Here is a 19,932-nt window from a genome sequence, read left to right on the forward strand (position 1 = left end):
TGCGGACGACGCTCCCCGCTCTGACCGCCGCCTCCACCGGGCGCTCTTCCCCCGCTGTTCGACGATCTCGAGCCCGTTGCCGTCCGGGTCCCGGAGGGCGAGCCTCGGTGGCACGCCCTCCCACCGCAGCAGTTCACCCACGTCAGACCCCGCGCTCGGTCAGCTCCTCGTGCAGCGCCGCCGCGCGTCCGGCACGGTGAGTCGGATCCCCGTCTTGGCCCCGGCCGTCGCGCCAGGGGCGGTCGGCACGAGGGCGATCGTGGTCGCGGCCCCCGACGGCGCCACCTCGATCCCCCTCCCGCCGAGCTGCTCGACCGGGGCGTCCAGACGCTCGGCCAACCTGCTCATCCAGTTGGACACGTGGGCACCGCGAAACTCATCGCCGCCACGGCGGTGGGCTCAGCGGGCCCCCGCGACAACCCACCGGCACCGACGACGGGGGGTCAGCGGTCGTCGTAGCCCGGGTCGACGGTCTCAGGGGTCAGGCCCAGCAGCGTGGCCACCTGCTCCACCACGGTGTCGTGGACCATCGCCCCCAAGGTGTCCCGGTCTCTGGCCCGCGCCTCCAGCGGGCGGCGGTAGACGACGACCGAGGCCGGTGACTGGCCGGTGGCCGCGTCGGCGCGGCCGAAGGGGATCGGCTCGGAGTTGAGCCGCGGGCCGTCACCCAGCTCGCTCAGCGGCGGCACGTCCTCCACCGCGAACTCCACCGCCGAGAGCTGCCTCTCCCAGCGGGGCCTGAGCCGGTCGACGGCGTCGAGCACCAGGTCGTCGAAGCGTTCGCTGCGGGACTTGGCCATGGGGATGTGGGAGGGGGCGAGCGGGCCGCGGAGGCCGCGACCGTGGCGATCGCGCCGTCTGGGACCGCGCTTCTGAGTCACGTCAGCAAGTGTACGGGGCCGCCGCCGCCATCCCAGGGATCGGCATCGGCCCGCAGGTCGGGAGGGGGATCGGCAGGGCCGTGGTCGCGGCGCGGCACCGGGACGGGAGGCGATGGGTTTGGGAAGAGATGTGGGGGTTTCGAAGGGAAGGTTGGCCGAGTGGTTGCGAAAAGCGGTGAAGATCATGGTTCGGTGCGGGATTGCGCTGGTGGGGAGCCGGGGAGAGCCGGGGTGGGAGATGCGGCAGAGGCGGGTGTGACGGATGCGGGGGAAGGGATGGAGACTTTGGGGCATGTGGGTGGAAAGGCTGCGACAGGTGTCCGAATTGTGGCGACACGCTCGTTAAGAGCGCTCAGGTAGTGGCGTCTCGCACTCTTACCAGATACGGTCCCTCCGTGAGCCCCGTCCGCCGCTGTTCCCGCACCGCCTGCAGCCAGCCTGCCGTCTTCACGCTCACGTACGTATACGCCGACTCGACCGCTGTTCTCGGCCCCCTGGCGACGTACGCGGAGCCACACTGCTATGACCTGTGCGCCGAACACGCCGAGCGACTGACCGCCCCCCGTGGCTGGGAGGTGGTGCGACTGCCGACGGACGGCGCGTCCCCCAGTTCCGACGACCTCGAGGCGCTGGCCAACGCGGTGCGGGAGGCCGCGCGGCCCAGCCCCTCCGGTGGCGGCGAGCCGGTCGGCCAAGGCGTCGAGGTCGGCCGTCGCGGGCACCTGCGCGTTCTGAGATCGGCCCAGCAGCACCGCGACCGGTAGGCTCGTCCTGTCAGGCGGAAACGACCTAGGGCGGAGCTGGTGGGCGATCTCGCCAAGATCTTCAAAGCGTACGACGTTCGCGGTGTGGTTCCCGACGAGTTCGACGAGCCGACCGCCGAGGCGGTGGGGGCCGCCTTCGTCGAGGTGACCGGGGCCGAGTCGGTCGTGGTGGCGCATGACATGCGCGAGTCGTCCCCGTCGCTGGCCGAGGCGTTCATCCGCGGCGCCCGTTCGCGCCGTGCCGACGTCGTGCACACCGGGCTGGGCTCGACCGACCTGCTCTACTACGCCAGCGGCAGCCTGGGGCTGCCCGGGGTGATGTTCACCGCCAGCCACAATCCCGCCCGCTACAACGGCATGAAGATGTGCAGGTCCGGTGCGGTGCCGATCGGCGGCGACACGGGGCTGACGGAGATCCGCGACAGGGCGGCCGAGCTGGTCGGGGCCACGACCGGGAGCATCAGCCCGCCCGGCGGTTCGCTGATCGAGAAAGACCTCCTGCCGGGCTACGCCGACCACCTGCGCGCCCTGGTCGACCTGCGCGCGATCCGGCCGCTGAAGGTGGTCGTCGACGCGGGCAACGGCATGGGCGGGCACACGGTTCCCGCGGTGTTCGACGGGTTGCCGATCGACCTCGTCCCCCTCTACTTCGAGCTCGACGGGAGCTTCCCCAACCACGAGGCCAACCCCCTGGAGCCGCAGAACCTGGTCGACCTGCAGCGGGCGGTCACCGAGAGCGGTGCCGACCTCGGGCTGGCCTTCGACGGCGACGCCGACCGGTGCTGGGTGATCGACGAGCGGGGTGAGTCGGTCTCGCCGTCCTCGGTCACGGCGCTGGTGGCGGTGCGCGAGCTGGCCAAACACCCCGGGGCGACGGTCATCCACAACCTGATCACGTCCATGGCCGTGCCGGAGATCGTGCGCGAGCACGGTGGCGTACCGGTGCGCACGCGGGTGGGGCACTCGTTCATCAAGGCCGAGATGGCGCGCACCGGGGCCGTCTTCGGCGGCGAGCACTCCGCCCACTACTACTTCAGGGACTTCTGGTTCGCCGACTCGGGGATGCTGGCCGCCATGCACGTGCTGGCCGCCCTGGGAGAGCAGGACCGGCCGCTGTCGGAGGTCGTCGGGGGCTACTCGCGCTACCACGGCTCCGGAGAGATCAACAGTGCGGTGTCCGACCAGGCGGAGGCGCTGCGGGGGGTGCGGGAGGCGTTCGCGGGGCGCGGGGAGTTCGAGGAGCTCGACGGGCTGACCGTGAACGGGTCCGGCTGGTGGTTCAACCTGCGGGCCTCCAACACCGAGCCGCTGCTCAGGCTGAACGCCGAGGCGGCCGACGAAAGCAAGATGACGGCGATCGCCGACGAGGTTCTCGCCATCGTGGGAAAGGTGTCAGAGTGAAGATCGACGACTGGCTGCTGGAGATCCTGGCCTGCCCGGCGTGCAAGGCGCCGCTGCGGGCCGAGAGCGAGTCCGACGAGCTGGCGTGCACCGGCTGCGGGCTGATCTACCCGGTCAGGGATGACATTCCGGTCCTGCTCGTCGACGAGGCCAGGAAGCCGTGACCTGGGAGCCGGAGCGGCTCGACGACCAGCGTCACCTCAGCGAGGCCGATCCTGGCGGCATGCTCCCGGCCGTGGCCGCCTCCGCGGCTCACATACGCACCGGCTACCGCAACGCCGTCGAGGCGCGCGTCGACCGCCTGGCCGGCAGTCGCCCGCGGGCCATCGTGGTCGCGGGCATGGGCGGTGCCGGCATCGCCGGTGACCTCCTGGCGGCCGTGGTCGGCAACGGCTCCCCGCTGCCGATCGTGACCGTGCGCTCCTACCAGCTCCCCGGCTGGGTGGGGGCCACCGACCTGGTCATCGCCGTCTCCGGCTCCGGCGCCACCGAGGAGACGCTCGCCCTGGCCACGCAGGCCGTGCGGCGCGGTTGCACGCTGCTCGGCGTGGGCGCCCCCGACTCCCCGTTGGAGGCCGTCGCCGTCCAGGCGTCGGCGGTCTACGTGCCGGTGCCGGTCACCGGCCAGTCCAGGGCCAACCTGTGGCTGCTGAGCGTGCCCCCGATCGTGGCCGCCGCCGCGCTGCGGCTGGTGCAGGCCGACGCCGACCTGTTCGAACGGGTGGCCAGGTCCCTGGAGGACTTCGCCCACCGGTGCCGGCCGTCGAGCGAGTCGTTCATCAATCCCGGCAAGTCGCTCGCGATGGACCTGGCTGAGACCGTACCGATGATCTGGGGTTCGTCGCCGGTGGCGGCCGTGGCGGCGCACCGGCTGGCCGCCCAGCTCAACGCGAACGCGAAATACCCCGCGATCCACGGCGAGCTGCCCGAGGCCGGGCACCACCAGGTGGCGGCGCTCGACGGGCCGCTGGCCGAGCGCGACATCTTCGCCGACACCGCCGGGCGCACGCTCAGGCTCGTCGTCCTGCGCGACGTCGAGGAGCACCCCCAGGTGACGCGGCGGCGCGAGGCGTCGCTCCGGCTGGCGCGCGAGCGCGACGTGCCCGTCACCGAGCTGGCGGCCGAGGGCGTGCATCCGCTGGAGCGGATGGCCTCTCTCATCGGGCTCGGCGACTTCGCCAGCACCTATCTGGCGCTGGGATACGACATCGATCCGACCCCCGTGTCAGCGATCACTGAGGTGAAGGCCAGAATTTCGCAATAGGATCCCCTGGCGGGTCTTTGTAGTGGTCTTTATGAGTGGAGAAGATCGGTGAGCGCGAGCGGCGGAACCAAAGCAATCATCGCGGCCTTGACCGCGAACCTGGCGATCGCCGTGGCCAAGTTCGTGGCCGCGTTCTTCACCGGTTCGTCCTCGATGCTGGCGGAGGGCATCCACTCCGTCGCCGACTCGGGCAACCAGGTGCTGCTGCTGGTGGGCGGCAAGCGCGCGGCCAGGGCCAGCACCAGGGAGCATCCGTTCGGCTATGGTCGCGAGCGCTACTTCTACGCCTTCGTGGTGGCGGTGGTGCTGTTCACGATCGGTGCGGCCTTCTCGCTTTACGAGGGCATCCACAAGATCTCCGACCCGCACCAGGTGGAGTCGCCGATCTGGGCGTTCGCGGTGCTGATCTTCGCGATCATCGCCGAGTCGTTCTCGTTCCGTACGGCGATCCAGGAGTCGAACCACGTACGCGGGAAGCAGTCGTGGATCGCGTTCATCCGGCGGTCGAAGTCGCCCGAGCTGCCCGTCATCCTGCTGGAGGACCTCGGGGCCCTGCTCGGCCTGATCTTCGCGCTGTTCGGCGTGACGATGGCGGTGGTCACCGGCGACGGCGTCTGGGACGGCGTCGGCACCCTGATGATCGGTGTGCTGCTGGCGGTGATCGCGATCGTGCTGGCCATCGAGACGAAGTCGCTGCTCGTCGGTGAGGGCGCCTCGCCGGAGATGGAGGACCAGATCCGGGCCGCCCTGGAGAACGCGCCCGAGGTGACGCGGGTCATCCACATGCGGACGCTGCACCTGGGGCCGGAGGAGCTGCTGGTCGCGGCGAAGATCGCGGTCGAGCACGACGAGACGGCGGCCGACGTGGCCCACGGGATCAACGAGGCCGAGCGGCGCATCCGGGAGGCGGTGCCGATCGCGCGGGTGATCTACCTCGAACCCGACCTCGACCGGCTCCGGAGCGCACCGGCCTCCACCTGACGTCCGCCGTACCAGGCCCGCACCCCGGCGGTTCCCGCCGTCCGGGGTGCCGTCCTTTTGGGGGGAGGCTGGGGGCGCCTGCGGGGGCAGGTTTCCGCCGTCCGGGGTGCGGTCCTTTCAGTGGACGTGAGGGGTGGCTTGTGTGTCAAAGGCGGGGGCGGCGGGGTGTGGCCTGGGGGGTGGGGTTGGGGCGGAGGAGGCGCAGGGCCTTCTCCTTCTCGAAGTCGAGGGCTCGGCGGGGCACCTGGATGCGGCCGATCCGGACCCCGAGGTCGCGTACGGCCGACGCCACCGAGGGCTCGCTGAGTACGCGCAGCGCGAACGCCAGCTCCGCCGGTGACACGTCGAACCGCTTCTCCAGCTCCACACCCTGAGCCACCGCGGCCAGCTCCTCCGGTCCGAAACGCCGGTGTGCCCCCTGCTCCCGTACCGGCGGCAACAGGCCGAGCGCTTCCCGGTATCGGAGCATTCGCGGGGACATGCCGAGCCGCTTGGCCGCTTCCGTGATCCGCATTCTTACATTCTTACGTCAGTTTCCCCGTTCGCGTGATGCGCCCCCGTACGAGCCCCGCCTAGACTCGTCCGCGACAACCATCCGTGACGCGAGGGGAAACCCGATGGACTTCAAGGTCGCAGACCTTTCACTTGCCGACTTCGGCCGCAAGGAGATCCGGCTCGCCGAGCACGAGATGCCCGGTCTCATGGCAATCCGCAAGGAATACGCGGCCTCCCAGCCCCTTCGCGGCGCGAAGATCATGGGCTCCCTGCACATGACGATCCAGACCGCCGTCCTCATCGAGACGCTGGTGGCCCTCGGCGCCGAAGTGCGCTGGGTGAGCTGCAACATCTTCTCCACCCAGGACCACGCCGCCGCCGCGGCGGTCGTCGGCCCCGACGGCACGGTCGAAGACCCGCGGGGCGTGCCGGTGTTCGCCTGGAAGGGCGAGACGCTGGAGGAATACTGGTGGTGCACCGAGCAGGCGCTCACCTGGCCCGACGGCACCGCCCCCAACATGATCCTCGACGACGGCGGCGACGCCACGCTCCTCGTCCACAAGGGCGCCGAGTACGAGAAGGCCGGCGCCGTGCCCCCGGCCACGGCCGACGACCCGGAGGAGTGGCACGTCATCGTCGACCTGCTCACCCGCACGGTCGGCGCCGACCAGAAGTGGACCAAGGTCGCCGAGAGCGTCAAGGGCGTCACCGAGGAGACCACCACCGGTGTGCACCGCCTCTACGAGATGCACAAGAACGGCCAGCTCTACTTCCCGGCGATCAACGTCAACGACTCGGTCACCAAGTCGAAGTTCGACAACAAGTACGGCTGCCGCCACTCCGTCATCGACGGCCTCAACCGCGCCACCGACGTGCTGATCGGCGGCAAGGTGGCCGTGGTCTGCGGTTACGGCGACGTCGGCAAGGGCTGCGCCGACGCGCTGCGCGGCCAGGGCGCCCGCGTGATCGTCACCGAGATCGACCCGATCTGCGCCCTCCAGGCGGCCATGGACGGCTTCCAGGTGACCACGCTCGACGAGGTCGTCGGCATCGCCGACATCTTCGTCACCGCCACCGGCAACTTCAACATCATCACCGCCGACCACATGGCGCGGATGAAGCACCAGGCGATCGTGTCCAACATCGGCCACTTCGACAACGAGATCGACATGGCCGGCCTGGCCAAGCTGCCCGGGGTCGCCAAGAACAACATCAAGCCGCAGGTCGACGAGTGGGTGTTCGCCGACGGGCACTCGATCATCGTGCTGGCCGAGGGCCGCCTGATGAACCTGGGCTGCGCGACGGGCCACCCCAGCTTCGTCATGTCCAACTCGTTCACCAACCAGGTGATCGCGCAGATCGAGCTGTTCACCAAGACCGCCGAATACCCGATCGGCGTCTACACGCTGCCCAAGCACCTGGACGAGAAGGTCGCCCGCCTGCACCTCGACGCCCTGGGCGTCAAGCTCACCGAGCTGACCAAGGAGCAGGCAGGCTACATCGGCGTCCACGTCGAGGGCCCGTACAAGTCGGACCACTACCGCTACTAGATCGTTCTGGCGGCTCCGGGGGCGGGCACCCGCCTCCCGGAGCCCTTGCCCGGTGCTCCTCGGTTAAGGCTGGCGATGGACCTCAGTGAAAGCGGCGAACGGCAGATCTCCTGGGCCGCCCGCGCGATGCCCGTGCTGACGGCGGTCGGCGAGCGGTTCGCGCTCGAACGGCCGCTCGACGGGCTGAGGATCGCGGCCTGCCTGCACGTCACCGCCGAGACGGCCGTGCTCATGGGCGCGTTGAAGGCGGGCGGCGCGGAGATCGCCCTGGCCGCCTCCAACCCCCTGTCCACGCAGGATGACGTGGCGCAGGCGCTGCGCGCGTACGGGATCGCGGTGCACGCGCGGGCCGGGGTCGACCGGGCCACCTACTACCGGCACATCCACCAGGCACTCGACGTCGAGCCCGACCTCGTGCTGGACGACGGCTGCGACCTCGTCAACATCCTGCACACCGAGCGGGTCGACCTGCTCGAACGGGTGAGCGGCGGGTGCGAGGAGACCACGACCGGCATCATCAGGCTGCGCCAGATGGCGGCCGAGGACGCGCTGCGCTTCCCGGTCGTGGCCGTGAACGACACGCGGACCAAGCGCATGTTCGACAACCGGTACGGCACCGGCCAGTCCACGCTCGACGGCATCATGCGGGCCACCAACACCCTGCTGGCCGGGCGTACGGTGGTGGTGGCGGGGTTCGGGTTCTGCGGGCGGGGCGTGGCCGAGCGGGCCAAGGGCTTCGGGGCCCGGGTGATCGTGACCGAGATCGACGCCGTCAAGGCGCTCGACGCGACCCTGCAGGGCTACGAGGTGCGCCCGATGGCGCAGGCCGCGCTGCTCGGCGACCTGTTCGTCACCGTGACGGGCAACCGTGACGTGATCAGGGCCGAGCACCTGTCGGTCATGAAGGACGGCGCGATCCTGGCCAACGCGGGGCACTTCGACGTGGAGATCGACGTACGGGCGCTGGACGAGCTGGCCCACGAGGTGCACCGGGGCGTACGGCCGAGCACCGACGAGTACGTCCTGCCCGACGGCCGGCGGCTCCTGCTGCTCGCCGAGGGCCGCCTGGTCAACCTCACGGTCGCCGAGGGGCATCCCGCGGCCGTCATGGACATGTCGTTCTCGGCCCAGGCCCTCGCCGTGGCGTGGCTCGCCGGTGAGCGCGCGAACCTCGTCCCCGGGGTCTACGACGTGCCCGAGGAGATCGACCACGAGGTGGCCAGGCTCAAGCTCGCCGCCGCGGGCATCGGCATCGACCTGCTCACGCCCGAGCAGGAGGACTATCTCCACTCCTGGCGAGTCGGCTCCTGACCACGCGACCGTAGCCCTTCGCGCGGGCGCGGGCGCACCTCGCGCCGGACGGCGTGAGGCCCGCCCCGCAGCGGGTTACAGCGCCTTCTGGAGTTCCTGCATGCGGCGGATCTCCGCCGTCTGGGTCACGCTGACGTCGCTCGCCAGCTCCTCGATCCGGATGTGCGACCCGTTGGTCAGCACCTGCTCCGACATCTTGATCGCGCCCAGGTGGTGGTTGATCATGAGTTCGAGGAACAGCCGGTCGAAGTCCTTGCCCTTGGCCGCCTTCAGCGCCTCCATCTGCTCCGGCGTGGCCATCCCCGGCATGCCCTCGTGCGCCGCGTGGTGCTCGGGCACCTTCTGCTCCTCCTCCCGCAGCCACGTGGACATGAACTGGATCTCCGGGCCCTGCGCCGCCTGGATCCGGTCGGCCAGGGTCTTGAGCTGGGCGGATTCGGCCCGGTTGGGGGCGAGCAGCGCCATGTCCATGGCCTGCCGGTGGTGCACGACCATGTCCTGGACGTACTTGACGTCCGCGGCGTTGGGCGGGGCGGACGGCACGGCCGTGGCGGCCTCCGCCGGTGACAACGTCTTGGCCTGCTCACCCGGACGTCCGGGCGCGATCACGGGCGCCGTCGAGTCGGCCCGCGGGGCCTGCGGCGTCGTGCTGGAGCTGCAGCCGGACAGGGCGACGACCAGGCCCATGACGACGACGAGTGCAGCGCGCACTCAGCCTCCTGTACTGACTTCGGTAGAGAATGGGCACTTTAGGTGATTTGGGGTCGGATGAAAAGGGGGCGAACAGGAACAAAATTTGACACGTTGGACGCTGGCCTCCAACGCGAAGAAAGGTGAGGATTGCTTAGGTTTATGCCCCCTTTATAGGAGGACCCCGAGTGTTCACCCCCCGCAGAGCCCTCGTCCTGGGCGCGGCGCTCATCGCGCTTGCGGGCTTAGTGGCTCCTGCCCAGGCTGCGGACATCCCCGCTCCCGGCGAGATCGTCATGAGCCCCAACATCAAGCACGTCACCAACGTGCCCAAGCCAGAGGCTCTTGCCGACATCAACACCGACATCGCCTTCCAGGGCGACTACGCGTACGTCGGCAACTACTACGGCTTCTCGATCTACGACATCAAGAACCCGAAGAAGACGTCGCTGGTCAGCTCGGTCGTCTGCCCCGGTGGTCAGATGGACGTGACCGTCTACGGCAACCTGCTGTTCGGATCCGTCGACTCATCGCGCAACAACGACTCGTGCAGCAGCACCTCGCAGAGCGCCACGATCAAGGAGTCGTGGGAGGGCATCCGCATCTTCGACGTCTCCGACAAGGCCAACCCGAAGTACATCAAGTCGGTCGAGACGAACTGCGGCTCCCACACCAACACGCTGGTGCCCGACCGCAGGCGTGAGAACGTCTACATCTACATCTCGTCCTACTCGCCGAGTGACACCTTCCCCGACTGCAAGACGCCGCACGACCTCATCTCCATCGTCAAGGTGCCGCTGAAGAACCCGACGGCGGCCTCGGTCGTGGCCACGCCGAACCTGTTCCCCGACGGCGGGTTCCCTGGCGTGCCGGGGTCGTACCCGAACGGCAAGTCCGCCACCACGGGCTGCCACGACATCACGGCCTACCCGGAGAAGGGCATCGCCGCCGGAGCCTGCATGGGTGAGGGCATCCTGCTCGACATCCGCGACCCCGAACGGCCCAAGGTCACCGCGACCGCCCGCGACGAGGCCAACTTCGCCTTCTGGCACTCGGCCACGTTCAACAACGAGGGCACGAAGGTCATCTTCACCGACGAGCTGGGCGGCGGCACCAGGGCGACCTGCAACGAGGCCATCGGTCCCGTCAAGGGCGCGAACGCGTACTACGACATCGTCGACGGTCAGTTCGTGTTCAAGGGCTACTTCAAGATCGCCCGGCACCAGGCCGACACCGAGAACTGCGTGGCCCACAACGGCTCGCTGATCCCGGTCAAGGGCCGCGACATCATGGTGCAGGCGTGGTACCAGGGCGGGATCTCGGTGGTCGACTTCACCGACTCCGCGAACCCGCAGGAGATCGCCTACTTCGAGCGCGGCCCCGACAACACCGCGCCGGCGCTGTCCGGCGGCTTCTGGTCGGCCTACTACTACAACGGCTACATCTACGGCTCCGACTTCAACCTCGGCCTCGATGTGCTGAAAATCAACGACTCGCGGACGAACAAGGCCAACGGCGTCAAGATGCGCTCGCTGAACGCGCAGACGCAGGCGTCGTACCCCGAGCGCGGGCACGGCCACGACTACTGACCGACCACACGACGGGGGCCCGGAACGGGTCCCCGTCGTTCCCGTTTTCACCGGGTTCCCAACGGACAAACCTGCTCAAGGAGGCTCCCGAGTGTCCTCACCGCGCCGTTCCCTGATCGTGGCGGCGGCGGCCGCCGTCTTAGTGCTGGCGGGCGTGCCCGCGCTGGCCGCCGACATCCCGCCGCCCGACACCGTGGTCACCAGCCCCAACGTGAGCCATGTGCTGAACATCCCCAAGCCCGCCCCGATCGCCGCCAACATCAACACCGACATCGCCTTCCAGGGCGACTACGCCTACGTCGGCAACTACGGCGGCTTCTCGATCTACGACATCCGCAACCCCAAGAAGGCCAAGCCCGTCAGCTCGGTCGTCTGCCCGGGCAGCCAGATGGACGTGAGCGTCTACGGTGACCTGCTGTTCACCGCCGTGGACTCCTCGCGCAGCGACGACTCGTGCAACAGCACCTCGCAGAGCGCGGCGATCAAGGAGTCGTGGGAGGGCGTCCGCATCTTCGACGTCTCCGACAAGGCCAACCCGAAGTACATCAAGTCGGTCGAGACCAACTGCGGCTCCCACACCCTGACCCTGGTGCCGGGCAAGGGCCGCGACCGGAACAAGAACGTCTACATCTACGTGTCGTCGTATCTGCCGGCCGCGAACTTCCCCGACTGCGCGCCGCCGCACGACAAGATCTCGATCATCAAGGTGCCGCTGCGGGACCCGGGCGCCGCCGCGGTGGCCGCCACGCCGGTCGTCTTCCCCGACGGCGGCAACGAGACCCAGCCGGGGCTGCTGGTGCCGACCAGCGGCTGCCACGACATCACCACGTTCGCCGAGAAGGACCTCGCGGCGGGCGCGTGTATGGGTGACGGCGTGCTGTTCGACATCTCCGACCGGCTGAACCCGAAGGTCACCGCCAGGACCACGGACCCGAACTTCGCGTTCTGGCACTCGGCCACCTTCACCAACGACGCCAAGAAGGTCGTCTTCACCGACGAACTCGGCGGCGGTGGCGCGGCCACCTGCAACGAGGCGACCGGGCCGAACCGCGGGGCGGACGCGATCTACGAGATCGTGAACGGGCAGCTCGTGTTCAAGAGCTACTTCAAGATCTCGCGGTACCAGGCCGACAGCGAGAACTGCGTCGCGCACAACGGCTCGCTGATCCCGGTCAAGGGCCGCGACATCATGGTGCAGGCGTGGTACATGGGCGGGGTGTCGATCTGGGACTTCACCGACGCCGCCAACCCGAGGGAGATCGGCTTCTTCGAGCGCGGTCCCCGCGCGGCGGGCGGTGGCGGCGGCGTCTGGTCCGCCTACTACTACAACGGCTACATCTACGCGGCCGACTTCAACGAGGGCCTCGACGTCATCAAGATCAACGATCGGCTGACGGACGACGCCAGGCACGTTCGTACCGACCGGTTGAACGTGCAGACGCAGGAGTCGTACCGCGGATGGGGACGCCACTGAGGTGACGGCGTCCCCATGAACGCGCTCCACCGAGGCTCTACTGCGGTGGCGCGAACCCGCCCGGAGTCGCCCTCGGCGGCTCCGGCGCGGGCGCCGGGGGCACGTAGGGAGGCGGCGGCGCGTACGGTGCCCCCTGCGGGATATTCGGCGGGGGAAGCGGGTAGGCGGGCCCCCGAGGAGGAGGCACGCTCTGCACCGGCGGCGGCACCGCCGCCTTTCCCATCCGCTGGGCGAAGCGCGCCTGCTCCCGCCGTCGCCGCTCGGCCAGGACGGCGCTGAGATAAGCGTGGGCGGGGACCCCGGCGGGGGCGGCGGGCGAGACGTAGGCCGCCATCTGGGTCGCGATGCGCACGCCCATCTCGTACTGCACCTGGGGTGACAGGTCGTGCCAGCGCGACAGGTACTGTCTGGCGGCCTGCGCCACCTCGTCGGGGAGCTGGGAGAGCTCCAGTGTGGCCGCCCAGCTCACGAGCTGCGGTGGCATCATGATCGCGGTCGTCCTGTCGCGCGGCGCCCGTTCGGAGATCACGATGGTGCCCGCGAACACGTCGCCGAGTCGCTTGCCGCGCTGCGAGACCAGCGACGAGATCAGCGCCGGAGCCCCTGAAAGCAGCCAGAACTCCAGCACCCCCGCCAGCCCGCGGAACAACGCCTGGCGGAAGCGCTCGGGGCTCCCGTCGTCGCCGACCACCCGCAGCCCGAGCACCAGCTTGCCGAGGCTGCGCCCCCTGCTGAAGGTCTCGAACATCACCGGATAGCCCACCATCACCAGCACCAGCAGCACGAGCATGACGGTGGCGAACATGGCGAAGTCGGTGACGGGAGCGAACGCGCCTAACAGCAGGTAGGCCCCCACCAGCACCGTGAACTGCACGGTCAGGTCGATGAGGGTCGCCACGGCGCGGGTGGGCACCTGCGCCACCCGTACATCGAGGACGACGGCATCGCCGGTCACAACCTCTGACATATGTGGAGCCTAACGGCTATGTTCCCCTGATCGAGCGGCCAGAATGTTCGGGTGGACATCGATGCGTTCGTCACAGCACACCGCCCGGTCTGGGATCGGCTCGACCACCTGGTCAAGCGCCGTTCGTCGCTGACGGGCACCGAGGTGGACGAGTTGGTGGAGCTCTACCAGCGGGTGGCCACGCATCTGTCCATCGTCCGGTCGTCGTCCACGGACGCGATGCTCGTCGGGCGGCTGTCGGCGCTGGTGGCCAGGGCCAGGTCCGCGGTGACCGGCGCGCACACGCCCGCCTGGCGGGAGCTGACCCGCTTCTTCACGGTGTCCTTCCCCGTGGTGGCCTACCGGGCGAGGTGGTGGTGGCTGGCCTCCTCGGTGGCGTTCGTGGCGGTCTCGTGGGTGATCGCGGCGTGGGTGGCGGCCAATCCGGAGGTCCAGGCGTCGATCGCGAGCCCGGACCAGATCACCCAACTCGTCAACGAGGACTTCGCCGACTACTACTCCGAGCACCCGGCCGCCTCCTTCGCCGGCCGCGTCTGGACGAACAACGCGTGGATCGCCGCCCAGATGATCATTTACGCGGTGCTCCTGGGGCTGCCCATCCCGTACGCGCTCTACGCCAACGCCGAGAACGTCGCCGTCTCCGCCGGCCTGATGGCCTCCAGGGACAAGCTGGACATCTTCTTCGGCCTGATCCTCCCGCACGGCCTGCTGGAGCTGACCGCCGTGTTCCTGGCCGCGGCCGTGGGCATGCGCCTGGGCTGGACGGTCATCGCCCCTGGCCCGCGCAGGCGGCTCGACGTGCTGGCCGAACAGGGCCGGGCGGTGATGAGCGTGGCGCTGGGCCTGGTCGTGGTGCTGTTCCTGTCGGGGCTGATCGAGGCGTTCGTGACGCCGTCGGGGCTGCCCACGTGGGCGCGGGTGGGCATCGGGGCGCTCGCCGAGGTGGCCTTCCTCGCGTACGTGATCGTCTTCGGCCGCCGTGCCCTGCTCAGGAACGAGACCGGCGACATCGAGCGCGCCCCCGACGTCGCCCCGACCACCTAGAGGCGTCCCTGGGCCTTCAACGCCAGGTACGCGTCCGCCAGCGCCGGGGCGATGTCGTCCGGGGGCGCGTCCACGACCTCGACCCCGTGCCGCCGCAGCCTGGCCGTGATGCGCCTGCGCCCGAGCTGGGCCTGCTCGGCGGCCGCGGCGTCGTACACCTCCTCGACCGACCCCCGCAGGCCCGCCATGGCCGCCACGCTCGGGTCGGACACCCCGGCCACCAGCACCAGGTGCCGCGAGGAGAGCTGCGGCAGCACCGGCATGAGCCCCTCGTCCATGGCCGCCGGGTTCAGGTCGGTGAGCAGCACCACCAGGCAGCGCCGTTTGGCCCGCGACAGTATGGCCGCCACCATGCCCTGCGCGTCGGCCTCGACCAGCTCCGCCTCGATCGGCGCCATCACGTTGACCAGCGACGACAACAGCTCCGTCCGGGACGCCCCGCCCACCCAGGCGCGTACGCCCCGGTCGTGGGCCAGGAAGTCCACCTGGTCACCGGCCCTGGCGGCCAGCGCGGCCAGCAGCAGCGCGGCGTCCATCGACCAGTCGAGGCGCGGCCAGCCCGGCGCAGGACGGAGATCCGGCCGCACGAGCAGCCCGCCACCACTCGGCGCGGCCCCGGCCAGGGGGATCGGCGCGGCGCCCACCCGCCCCGCCGACGTGCGGCCGGTGTCGAGCACGATGAGCACGCGGCGATCGCGTTCGGGCCGCCAGGTGCGGACGACCACGTCGTCGCGGCGCGCGGAGGCCCGCCAGTCGATGGAGCGCACGTCGTCGCCCACCACGTACTCGCGCAGTGAGTCGAACTCGGTGCCCTGACCGCGCACCAGCGCCGGGTGCTGCCCGTCCAGCTCTCTGAGCCGGGCCAGCTTGGAGGGCAGGTGCTTGCGCGACAGGAACGGCGGCAGCACCCTGACCGTCCACGGCGCCTGATGCGCTCCCTGGCGGGCGGCCAGGCCGAGCGGCCCGACCGAGCGCACGGTGACGCCCACGGAGGAGCGGTCGCCGCGCCTGGTCGGCGTGAGCGTGAGGACGATCTTGCGGCGCTCGCCGGCGGGCACGTCGAGCGCGGCGACCCGCGGGTCCACGCCCGCGGACGGCGGCCAGGCGTCCCTGAGCACGCCGCGTACCCGCCGGCCGCCCGGGTTCTCGACCAGCAGCTCCACGGTGGCCTGCTGGCCGAGCCGGATCAGCGTGTCGCCGGAGCGGTGCAGGCGCAGCGGGCGTACGGCACCGGCGAAGACCAGGTCCACGACGATCCCGGCGGCCAGCAGCAGGCATACCCCGGCCAGCGCGGCGGCGGGCTGCGGCGCGAGCAGCACCGCCACGATCCCGACCGCCGCGACGAGCCCGGCGCGTCCAGTCAGAGCCATCGGCCCACCCGTCCTGTGCGTCGCGTCACGGGCATCAGCGCGGGACCGGGACCGAGGCCAGGATGCCGTCGAGGAGGCCGTCGGCGGTCGCACCTTCCAGCTCGGCCTCGGGCCGGAGCTGGACGCGGTGCCGCAGCGCGGGCCTGGCCAGCGCCTTCACGTCGTCGGGCGTGACGTACGGACGCCCGGACAGCCACGCCCACGCCCGCGAGGCGGCCAGCAGCGCGGTCGCGCCGCGCGGGGAGACGCCGAGCTGGAGCGACGGCGAGTTCCTGGTGGCGCGGGCCACGTCCACGATGTAGCCGAGCACCTCGGGCGCCACGTGCACCGTGGCGACCGCCTGACGGCCGGCCGCCAGGTCATCGGCCGAGGCGACGGCCTTGATCTCCGACAGGTCGCGCGGGTCGAAGCCGCGGGCGTGCCGGTCGAGCACGGAGATCTCCTGCTCGCGCGGGGGCAGCGGCACGGTCAGCTTGAGCAGGAACCGGTCGAGCTGGGCCTCGGGGAGCTGGTAGGTGCCCTCGTACTCGACGGGGTTCTGGGTCGCGCACACCACGAACGGGTCGGGCAGCTCGCGGGCCGAGCCCTCCACGCTGACCTGACGCTCCTCCATGGCCTCCAGCAGCGCCGCCTGCGTCTTCGGCGGGGTGCGGTTGATCTCGTCGGCGAGCAGCAGGTTCGTGAACACCGGGCCCTCGCGGAACTCGAACTCCGCCGTCTTCGTGTCGTAGATCAACGATCCCGTCACGTCGCCCGGCATCAGGTCGGGGGTGAACTGCACGCGCTTGAAGTCGAGCGACAGCGCCGCGGCCAGCGTACGGGCCATCAGCGTCTTGGCCACGCCCGGCACGCCTTCGAGCAGCACGTGCCCCCTGCAGAGCAGCGCGATGACCAGCCCCGTGACCACCGCGTCCTGCCCGACCACGGCCTTGGACACCTCGGTCCGCAGCGCGGCGAGCGCCTCCCTGGCCGAGTCGGCCGAGTTCGGGACGCGGAAGGTCTCCTCAAAGTTCATTGACCTGCCTTTCGATGAAGTCCAGATATCCGGCCAGCTTGACGAGCCCCGCGTCGTCACCCGGCGGCGGGCCGTAGAGGGCGGCCCCCACCTGTTGCGCGTCCTGCCCGGTACGGGCGGCGAGCGCCGCGACGATCTCGTGCCCGCCCGCGCCGGAGGCGAGCCCGAGTCTCGGGGTCAGCCGGTCGATCGTGCCGGCGCGCAGCGAGTCGGCCGCGCGGTCACGGGCCCGTCTGGCCCGGTAGAGGCGGCCGCGCCCCTCGACCGTCTCGGAGGCCCGGACGATGACGGGCAGCCGCTCCGCCACCACGGGCCCGAGGCGCCGGCCCCGCCAGAACGCGGCGGCGGCCACGGCGATGATCGACATGTAGAGGGCCCAGCGGATGCTGTCGGGCATGAGGTCGTACATCGACCGGCCGCTCTCGCCGGGGAGGGCGACGGCGGTCGGGGTGTCGGGGCGCACCAGCCAGGTGACGGGCTTGCCGGTGCCGATGAGGTTGAGCGCCAGCGCCGCGTTGCCGTCCTCGGCCAGGCGCTGGTTGGTCATGAAGCCGCCGTCGCCGACCACGGTGATGACGCCGCCGCCGTACGGGAAGGTGACCAGTGCGTGCCCCTCGCCCGCCGGGTAGCAGCCGGTCGAGCCCGAAGGACCGAGCAGCGTGGCCCCGCCCAGGTGCGCGCTGCCCGCGGCGGTCGCGGCGGGCAGCCCGCATTCGGGCTCGCGCGAGCGGGTGCGGGCCGAGACGGCGTCTTCGCGGACCCCGGGGGCGAGCAGGCTCAGGTCGACGAGGCCCCCGACGATCAGGCGGTCGCCGGGGATCCTGGCCAGGGCGAACTCGTCGACGTACAGGGTGTCGGTGATCAGCAGCAGCCGGTCGCCCGTGGCGGCCTTGGCGGCGGCGGCCTCGGCGGAGTCGACCCGGTCGACGGTGACGCCCCGGTCGCGCAGCAGCTCGGCCAGGGCCCTGGAGCCCGCGAGCGAGGTGTCGTCGGGGTCGAGCGGCCGGGACGGGGCCGGGTCGCGGCCGATGAGGACCCCCACCACGGCGACGAGCACGACGAGGACGCCCAGCAGCACGATCATGCGGCTGGAACGCCAGACGGAGCGGGCGGTGGGCGAGGTGGAGTGGGACTCGCCCGGCCCTGCCTCCGGGCGCGTGGCGACGCTCATGCCTGCGCACCTCCGGCCGGGACGAGCGGGGCCGGGCGGGCCTGGCGCAGGCGTTCGTCGAGAGACGTCATCGTCTCGTACGCCTCCCTCGTGCCCGTCACCCCGCCGTACGTCACGTCGTCGAACGACCGGGCCGCCGCCGCCAGTTCCCCGGCGAAGGCGGGCAGTGCCACCGCCGCCTCGGCCGCCAGCTCGTGGGCCGTGCGGCCCGGCATGCCGTCGACGAGCGCCCGCTCCTCCAGGTCACGCGCGATGGCCCGCAGCCGTTCCTGGACGGCCGGGGTCCAGTGCCCTTCCCTGGCCAGCCGTTCCGCGGCCTGGCGGTGCTCGGCCGCGGTCATGGCCCGCGCCCCGAACAGCCCGCCGACCCGCAGCGCCTTCTTGCGCGCCGTCCTGCGCAACCGCCACGCGACCAGCCCGATCACGCCGAGCAGGATCGCGACGATGAGGATGGAGGCGATGATCCCGCCCGTCCTGCCGCCGCCGACGGCCGCGTCCGTGAGGTCGCCGAGGAACTGCGTGACCCGGCGGTAGATCAGGTCGAGCAGTGGTTCGCGCTGGTATTCGGCTTTGAGAAGCTCTCTCGCGGCCTCGCCCGCGGCTTCCCCCCTGTCGACAGGGCTCACGGCCTGGCCGAGTTGGACGGGTGCCACAGCTCGTCGGCCGAGGCGTGCACCCAGCCCTGGCGCTGCTGCTCGATGGCCGCCGTCTGCAGCACCAGGTCGAACGCCTCGCTGCGCATCCGGCGGTCGGCGTACAGCAGGCCGGCGACGCCCGCCTCGAACGGGTAGGTGAGCATCGCCCCGAGCGTGCCGCCGATCGCGATCAGCACGGCCGACACGATCGTCGTGGACAGGGCGCCCGCGCCGAACATGCCGAACATGGTGCCCGCCAGCGTGAACGGCACCGTCAGCAGCCCGGCCACGAGCCCGACGAGCAGCGACGTCAGCAGCAGGATGCCGAGCACCCGCCAGAAGTCGCCGGTCACCAGGTGCCACGAGCGGCGCATGGCGTCGAGCGGGCCCCGGCCCTCCAGCACCACGGCCGACGGGGCGAAGGCGAAGCGGGTGCGGAAGAACAGGTAGTAGGCGAAGTACGCGGCGAGGAACAGCAGCGTCAGCCCCACGACCGCGCCGAGCGAGTCGGCCGGCGCGCTGGCCGCGACCGCGATCATGAGCAGCGCGAAGACGAGCAGCGGCGCCAGCATGATGACGGCCATCAGGCCCACCACGCCGAAGAGCGCCGGCATGCGCCCCTTGACCAGGCTCCATGCCTCGCCCGCGGTCAGGTTGCCGCCGAAGACGGCCCGGCCGAGTATGCGGGTGAGCACGCCGGTCAGCAGGGTCACGACGACGAACTGCACCATGTAGGAGATCAGCGTGGGGCCGTACTGGCCGATGAGGCCGTACACGCTGGACAGCTCCTGCTCGGCGGCGGCCGCGCTCTCGGGGTCGGCGAGCGCGCCGCCCAGGGAGTCGAGCACGAACGCCTGGCCCACGGCCAGCGGTATCGCGGCGAGCAGGGCGGCCACGGCCGAGAGCCCGAGCACGGCCTTGGGGTTGGAGCGGATCAGCTTGATCGTGCCGTCGAGCAGGTCGCCGAAGGCGAGGGGCCGCAGTGGGATGATGCCCGGCCGCAGCGCGGGCGGGTGCGGCGCGTAGCCATACCCCGGTCCGTAGCCGGGCTGCGCGGGTGGCGATTGCGGTGAATGGGGCGGGTATGGTGTTTGGGGCCCGGGTCCGTGGGGGGTCTGCTGCTGCGGGGGCTGGCCGTAGGACTGCCCGTAAGGCACCTGCTGCTGCGAGCCTGGCGCGGTCCACGGGGAGGCCGACGGGGCGCTGTAGGGCGGGGGCTGCTCGGCCGACCAGCCTGATGGCGTCTCGGGCGTGGGACCGTGACCGTCTGACATGTCCCCAATCCTGGCACGCTGAACGGGTCATTGGTGTCACAGAGAGGATTCCCCGG

Annotated in this window: 20 protein-coding genes; 10 read left to right on the plus strand and 10 right to left on the minus strand. The window is 70.8% G+C overall.

Translation table 11 applies throughout. The features are described from left to right. Positions 1 to 159: 159 nt before the first annotated feature. Both ACZ6S0_RS12860 and ACZ6S0_RS12865 read right to left on the minus strand, forming a co-directional pair. Complete coding sequence (locus ACZ6S0_RS12860; RefSeq protein ID WP_465915961.1) at positions 160 to 360, minus strand: hypothetical protein; 201 nt, start codon at positions 358 to 360, stop codon at positions 160 to 162. An 83-nt stretch (positions 361 to 443) separates the two neighbouring features. Beyond that, the gene (locus ACZ6S0_RS12865) at positions 444 to 881 is read right to left on the minus strand and encodes a metallopeptidase family protein (protein ID WP_465915962.1); all 438 of its coding nucleotides are present in this window, start codon (positions 879 to 881) and stop codon (positions 444 to 446) included. A 395-nt stretch (positions 882 to 1,276) separates the two neighbouring features. On the opposite strand from ACZ6S0_RS12865, the gene ACZ6S0_RS12870 reads away from it, so the two are divergent. From ACZ6S0_RS12870 to ACZ6S0_RS12890, 5 genes are read left to right on the plus strand one after another with little or no spacing between them, the layout of a single operon-like run. Continuing rightward, on the plus strand, positions 1,277 to 1,645 hold the full coding sequence (locus tag ACZ6S0_RS12870; protein WP_132337802.1) for a DUF3499 domain-containing protein: 369 nt from the start codon (positions 1,277 to 1,279) through the stop codon (positions 1,643 to 1,645). 39 nt (positions 1,646 to 1,684) lie between these two features. Further along, positions 1,685 to 3,046, plus strand: coding sequence for a phosphomannomutase/phosphoglucomutase (locus ACZ6S0_RS12875; RefSeq protein WP_465915963.1), 1,362 nt, complete (start codon positions 1,685 to 1,687; stop codon positions 3,044 to 3,046). Next, a complete protein-coding gene (locus tag ACZ6S0_RS12880) occupies positions 3,043 to 3,210 on the plus strand; it encodes a Trm112 family protein (RefSeq protein WP_344895689.1) in 168 nt (55 codons plus the stop codon). The genes ACZ6S0_RS12875 and ACZ6S0_RS12880 overlap by 4 nt, the downstream gene beginning before the upstream one ends. Next, on the plus strand, positions 3,207 to 4,310 hold the full coding sequence (locus ACZ6S0_RS12885; protein WP_465915964.1) for an SIS domain-containing protein: 1,104 nt from the start codon (positions 3,207 to 3,209) through the stop codon (positions 4,308 to 4,310). The genes ACZ6S0_RS12880 and ACZ6S0_RS12885 overlap by 4 nt, the downstream gene beginning before the upstream one ends. Before the next feature lie 48 nt (positions 4,311 to 4,358). Continuing rightward, positions 4,359 to 5,291: a cation diffusion facilitator family transporter gene (locus ACZ6S0_RS12890; protein WP_465915965.1), complete on the plus strand. Its 933-nt coding sequence runs from the start codon at positions 4,359 to 4,361 to the stop codon at positions 5,289 to 5,291. A gap of 145 nt (positions 5,292 to 5,436) precedes the next feature. On the opposite strand, the gene ACZ6S0_RS12895 is transcribed toward ACZ6S0_RS12890, so the two are convergent. Beyond that, positions 5,437 to 5,805 carry a MerR family transcriptional regulator gene (locus tag ACZ6S0_RS12895; RefSeq protein ID WP_465915966.1) on the minus strand — a complete coding sequence of 123 codons (369 nt, stop codon included), beginning with the start codon at positions 5,803 to 5,805 and terminating at the stop codon, positions 5,437 to 5,439. A 103-nt stretch (positions 5,806 to 5,908) separates the two neighbouring features. Between ACZ6S0_RS12895 and ahcY the strand changes: the two genes are divergently transcribed. Both ahcY and ACZ6S0_RS12905 read left to right on the plus strand, forming a co-directional pair. Next, the gene (gene ahcY / locus ACZ6S0_RS12900) at positions 5,909 to 7,336 is read left to right on the plus strand and encodes an adenosylhomocysteinase (RefSeq protein WP_465915967.1); all 1,428 of its coding nucleotides are present in this window, start codon (positions 5,909 to 5,911) and stop codon (positions 7,334 to 7,336) included. Positions 7,337 to 7,411: 75 nt separating this feature from the next. Beyond that, positions 7,412 to 8,647, plus strand: a complete 1,236-nt coding sequence (locus ACZ6S0_RS12905) for an adenosylhomocysteinase (protein ID WP_465915968.1) — start codon at positions 7,412 to 7,414, stop codon at positions 8,645 to 8,647. 75 nt (positions 8,648 to 8,722) lie between these two features. Here the strand turns inward: ACZ6S0_RS12905 and ACZ6S0_RS12910 are convergent, their stop codons facing one another. Next, entirely contained in the window at positions 8,723 to 9,358 is a 636-nt protein-coding gene (locus ACZ6S0_RS12910; protein WP_465915969.1) for a DUF305 domain-containing protein, read from the minus strand. Between the two features lie 167 nt (positions 9,359 to 9,525). On the opposite strand from ACZ6S0_RS12910, the gene ACZ6S0_RS12915 reads away from it, so the two are divergent. Together ACZ6S0_RS12915 and ACZ6S0_RS12920 are read left to right on the plus strand one after the other, a co-directional pair. Further along, entirely contained in the window at positions 9,526 to 10,926 is a 1,401-nt protein-coding gene (locus ACZ6S0_RS12915) for an LVIVD repeat-containing protein (RefSeq protein ID WP_465915970.1), read from the plus strand. Between the two features lie 91 nt (positions 10,927 to 11,017). Then, positions 11,018 to 12,400 carry an LVIVD repeat-containing protein gene (locus tag ACZ6S0_RS12920; protein ID WP_465915971.1) on the plus strand — a complete coding sequence of 461 codons (1,383 nt, stop codon included), beginning with the start codon at positions 11,018 to 11,020 and terminating at the stop codon, positions 12,398 to 12,400. Positions 12,401 to 12,437: 37 nt separating this feature from the next. Here the strand turns inward: ACZ6S0_RS12920 and ACZ6S0_RS12925 are convergent, their stop codons facing one another. Beyond that, positions 12,438 to 13,367: an RDD family protein gene (locus ACZ6S0_RS12925; protein WP_465915972.1), complete on the minus strand. Its 930-nt coding sequence runs from the start codon at positions 13,365 to 13,367 to the stop codon at positions 12,438 to 12,440. A gap of 51 nt (positions 13,368 to 13,418) precedes the next feature. On the opposite strand from ACZ6S0_RS12925, the gene ACZ6S0_RS12930 reads away from it, so the two are divergent. Continuing rightward, positions 13,419 to 14,411: a stage II sporulation protein M gene (locus ACZ6S0_RS12930; protein WP_465915973.1), complete on the plus strand. Its 993-nt coding sequence runs from the start codon at positions 13,419 to 13,421 to the stop codon at positions 14,409 to 14,411. On the opposite strand, the gene ACZ6S0_RS12935 is transcribed toward ACZ6S0_RS12930, so the two are convergent. From ACZ6S0_RS12935 to ACZ6S0_RS12955, 5 genes are read right to left on the minus strand one after another with little or no spacing between them, the layout of a single operon-like run. Then, complete coding sequence (locus tag ACZ6S0_RS12935) at positions 14,408 to 15,781, minus strand: DUF58 domain-containing protein (RefSeq protein WP_465915974.1); 1,374 nt, start codon at positions 15,779 to 15,781, stop codon at positions 14,408 to 14,410. The two genes, ACZ6S0_RS12930 and ACZ6S0_RS12935, sit on opposite strands and share 4 nt — an antisense overlap. A gap of 34 nt (positions 15,782 to 15,815) precedes the next feature. Beyond that, complete coding sequence (locus tag ACZ6S0_RS12940) at positions 15,816 to 16,796, minus strand: AAA family ATPase (RefSeq protein WP_465915975.1); 981 nt, start codon at positions 16,794 to 16,796, stop codon at positions 15,816 to 15,818. Beyond that, a complete protein-coding gene (locus tag ACZ6S0_RS12945; RefSeq protein ID WP_465915976.1) occupies positions 16,786 to 17,967 on the minus strand; it encodes a DUF4350 domain-containing protein in 1,182 nt (393 codons plus the stop codon). The genes ACZ6S0_RS12940 and ACZ6S0_RS12945 overlap by 11 nt, the downstream gene beginning before the upstream one ends. Beyond that, the gene (locus ACZ6S0_RS12950; RefSeq protein ID WP_465915977.1) at positions 17,964 to 18,593 is read right to left on the minus strand and encodes a DUF4129 domain-containing protein; all 630 of its coding nucleotides are present in this window, start codon (positions 18,591 to 18,593) and stop codon (positions 17,964 to 17,966) included. Before ACZ6S0_RS12950 ends, ACZ6S0_RS12945 begins: the two co-directional genes overlap by 4 nt. Next, on the minus strand, positions 18,590 to 19,876 hold the full coding sequence (locus tag ACZ6S0_RS12955) for a DUF3824 domain-containing protein (protein ID WP_465915978.1): 1,287 nt from the start codon (positions 19,874 to 19,876) through the stop codon (positions 18,590 to 18,592). Before ACZ6S0_RS12955 ends, ACZ6S0_RS12950 begins: the two co-directional genes overlap by 4 nt. Between the last annotated feature and the right edge of the window lie 56 nt (positions 19,877 to 19,932).

Source organism: Nonomuraea sp. NPDC051298 (genome assembly GCF_055586305.1).

Excerpts from the sequence above, each read along its gene's own strand:
- ACZ6S0_RS12895 (WP_465915966.1), bottom strand. The coding sequence starts at position 5,805 with ATGCGGATCACGGAAGCGGCCAAGCGGCTCGGCATGTCCCCGCGAATG.
- ahcY (WP_465915967.1), top strand. The coding sequence starts at position 5,909 with ATGGACTTCAAGGTCGCAGACCTTTCACTTGCCGACTTCGGCCGCAAG.
- ACZ6S0_RS12905 (WP_465915968.1), top strand. The coding sequence starts at position 7,412 with ATGGACCTCAGTGAAAGCGGCGAACGGCAGATCTCCTGGGCCGCCCGC.
- ACZ6S0_RS12925 (WP_465915972.1), bottom strand. The coding sequence starts at position 13,367 with ATGTCAGAGGTTGTGACCGGCGATGCCGTCGTCCTCGATGTACGGGTG.
- ACZ6S0_RS12935 (WP_465915974.1), bottom strand. The coding sequence starts at position 15,781 with ATGGCTCTGACTGGACGCGCCGGGCTCGTCGCGGCGGTCGGGATCGTG.
- ACZ6S0_RS12940 (WP_465915975.1), bottom strand. The coding sequence starts at position 16,796 with ATGAACTTTGAGGAGACCTTCCGCGTCCCGAACTCGGCCGACTCGGCC.
- ACZ6S0_RS12945 (WP_465915976.1), bottom strand. The coding sequence starts at position 17,967 with ATGAGCGTCGCCACGCGCCCGGAGGCAGGGCCGGGCGAGTCCCACTCC.
- ACZ6S0_RS12955 (WP_465915978.1), bottom strand. The coding sequence starts at position 19,876 with ATGTCAGACGGTCACGGTCCCACGCCCGAGACGCCATCAGGCTGGTCG.